This window comes from Streptomyces sp. NPDC060209 (assembly GCF_042728155.1).
In the GTDB taxonomy this organism is placed as follows: Bacteria; Actinomycetota; Actinomycetes; order Streptomycetales; family Streptomycetaceae; genus Streptomyces.
Window position 1 is genome coordinate 1 of the sequence record NZ_JBHWZS010000523.1, and the last position, 2,944, is coordinate 2,944.

General features: G+C 71.2%; 3 protein-coding genes. All 3 read left to right on the forward strand.

From position 1 onward, the window contains the following. On the forward strand, positions 1 to 1,266 hold a 1,266-nt coding region (locus ACFWFI_RS42165; protein ID WP_387401168.1), incomplete at its 5' end, for a protein kinase domain-containing protein. Positions 1,267 to 1,475: 209 nt separating this feature from the next. Continuing rightward, positions 1,476 to 1,946 (forward strand): hypothetical protein, encoded by a 471-nt coding sequence (locus ACFWFI_RS42170; RefSeq protein ID WP_387401170.1) that lies wholly within the window; start codon positions 1,476 to 1,478, stop codon positions 1,944 to 1,946. Positions 1,947 to 2,339: 393 nt separating this feature from the next. After that, positions 2,340 to 2,888 carry a bacterial proteasome activator family protein gene (locus tag ACFWFI_RS42175; protein ID WP_104787326.1) on the forward strand — a complete coding sequence of 183 codons (549 nt, stop codon included), beginning with the start codon at positions 2,340 to 2,342 and terminating at the stop codon, positions 2,886 to 2,888. Positions 2,889 to 2,944: the final 56 nt, after the last annotated feature.

Here is a 2,944-nt window from a genome sequence, read left to right on the forward strand (position 1 = left end):
ATGCCTGCCGACAAGGCCCTCAAGGTGACGGCCGATGTGCTCGCCGCCCTGGAGACCAGCCACGAGATGGGCCTCGTCCACCGCGACATCAAGCCCGGCAACGTGATGATGACCAAGCGCGGCGTCGTCAAGGTGATGGACTTCGGCATCGCCCGGGCCATGCAGTCGGGCGTCACCTCGATGACCCAGACCGGCATGGTCATGGGCACGCCCCAGTACCTCTCCCCCGAGCAGGCGCTCGGCCGCGGCGTCGACGCGCGCTCCGACCTGTATTCGGTCGGCATCATGCTCTTCCAGCTGCTCACGGGACGCATCCCCTTCGACGCGGACTCCCCGCTCGCCATCGCGTACGCGCATGTGCAGGAGGAGCCGGTCGCCCCGTCGAGCATCAACCGGTCGGTCACGCCCGCGATGGACGCCCTCGTCGCTCGCGCGCTGAAAAAGAACCCGAACGAGCGCTTCCCCAGCGCCGCGGCGATGCAGGACGAGATCGCGCGCGTGCTGAGCGCGAGCGGCCCCGCGGGCGCTCCGGTGATCATCGGCGGCGGCGGTCCGGCTAACAGCGGCTCCGGCGTCGGCTCGGCGGTCTTCCCGCCCGTCGACCAGGCCGCTCCGGCTCCGCACAGCGTGCAGACGCCGTACCAGCCGCACCCCCACCAGCAGCACCAGCCGGGCCCCTACGGCCCGCCGACCCCCGCTCCCACGCCGGGCTACGGCTACCCGCAGGCGGCCCAGCCGTACGGCACCCCTGCACACCTGGGGCAGCAGACGCAGCCTCCGTACACGATGTCTCCGCAGACGGCGACGGGCTCCGGCGGCGGCGGCGCGTCCAAGCGCAACATGCCGGTCGTCGTGGGGTCGATCGTGGTCGCACTGGTGGCGATCGGCGGCCTGATCGCCTTCCTGAACATGGGCGGCGACTCGGAGAACGGCAAGGGCGGGGACCCGAGCTCGAGCGAGTCCACCGTCGCCGGAGAGCACAAGCCCCCGGAGCGGAACCGGACGATGGACGAGGAGGACTGCACCGACGCCACGGAGGACACGGACGACCCGGCGAAGGTCCAGGCGCCGAACTTCGTCTACAAGGACATCATCTCCGCGAAGTCCTGTGCGGCCGCGGCCGGCTGGACGGTCAAGGTCATCGAGGTGGAGGGCAACACCTACGCCGAGGACCAGGTCATCGACCAGTTCCCGACCTCGGGCACGGCTGTGGCCGAGCGGGGCGCCCACTTCGAACTGCGGATCGCGACGGGCGACCCGGCCTGACCGGCCCCCTCGGCTGTCCTCTGCCGCTGCCCTCTGCCGCTGTCCTCTGGCGCCTTTCGCCGGGGCTGATCCCGCGCGATTGAGGTGCGGCCCGACGACACTTTCGGGATGCCGGACATATCGGGGCATGTGACCCTGATCTCATGCCTCCTGGACTCCCGGTTTCACGGTCGTCACGGTGCGTCGTCTGTCTGGTGACGGTGGTCGGGGTGGCACTCGGACCCACCGCCTGGGCGCAAGCGGACGACGGACCCGCTGCGGCGGCACCGCCGGGGGCCCACGCGGAGGCGAGGTCGTCGGCCCTCCACTTCCTCACCACTTCCCCCACCACTTCGCCCACCGCTTTCCCCACCGCGAGCTCTTCCCCCGAGGAGTCGCCCCTGGCCGGGAGGCTGGCCGGAGAGGGCCGGGCCCGGCCTGGGCGGTCGCTGTCCCCCTTGGAGGCGGCGAACTCCGAGGCCGCGGCGGACGAGATGCCGCCGGACCCGGATCCCGCCGAGGTGCCCGCGTTCACACCGCCGCCCGGGGCGTTCCCGGAGCCCGGCGAGACAGCACGGCAGCGGCGGGCGTTGGACGAGCCCGCCGCGCGACAGGTGCGGGACGTCTCGCTGGGCAGCGGAATCGCCCTGGTCGGGCTGGGGCTGGCGTTTCTGGCCCTCCGCATGCGCCGCGTGAACTGACTCCGGCGCCCGGATGGGCCCTCTTGGCCACTTGCTGCCGGCAGCAGCTCGGCACGGCGGCGGGCGTCGCGTCGTACCGGCGGCGGGCATCGTACCGGCGGTAGCGCTATGTCCGGTCGCCCTCCGGGAGGCGATGGCTGATGGCCGCCTTGCGGTAACAGCCCATGGACTCCGCGTACACGCCCGTCGTGGTGCCGTGGGAGACCACGGGTTCACCGGGTCGGGGTTCGCGCCCCGGCGCGACGCGCGGGGGCGACCGGCTGACCTGCTGTCCGGCTGACCGGAAGTTCCTGAGCCGCCGGTGTGTGCCTGCCTGTGCCCCTGGAGAAGGGTGATCATCCCTTTCCGGGGGCACCACCATGTGGTGAAGCCCGTGTGCGAGAGAATGGCGTCATGGAGATGCCGAGGAATGAACGGTCGCAGGAGCACCCCCAAGTCCTCGTTGTGGGGCAGGACGGAATGGCTATCGGCGGCGGTGGCGGTGACGACGAATCGCGCGAGGTCCCGGTGACGGAGATGGTCGAACAGCCCGCGAAGGTCATGCGCATCGGCAGCATGATCAAGCAGCTTCTGGAGGAGGTCAGGGCGGCTCCTCTCGACGAGGCGAGCCGGGTCAGGCTGAAGGAGATCCACGCGAGCTCGGTGAAGGAGCTCGAGGACGGTCTGGCGCCGGAGCTCGTGGAGGAGCTGGAGCGGCTCTCGCTGCCGTTCACCGAGGAGTCCGTCCCCTCCGAAGCCGAGCTGCGGATCGCACAGGCCCAGCTGGTCGGCTGGCTGGAGGGCCTTTTCCACGGCATTCAGACAGCACTGTTCGCCCAGCAGATGGCAGCCCGGGCGCAGCTGGAGCAGATGCGCCGCGCCCTGCCTCCGGGCGTCGGGCACGAGGACGAGGAAGGCGGCGTCGATCCGCACGGACCGGCGCGTTCCGGCCCTTACCTGTAGCCCTCAGTCCCCACCGACCACGGTACGCAACGGGGCCCGGCACACGCGATGTGTGC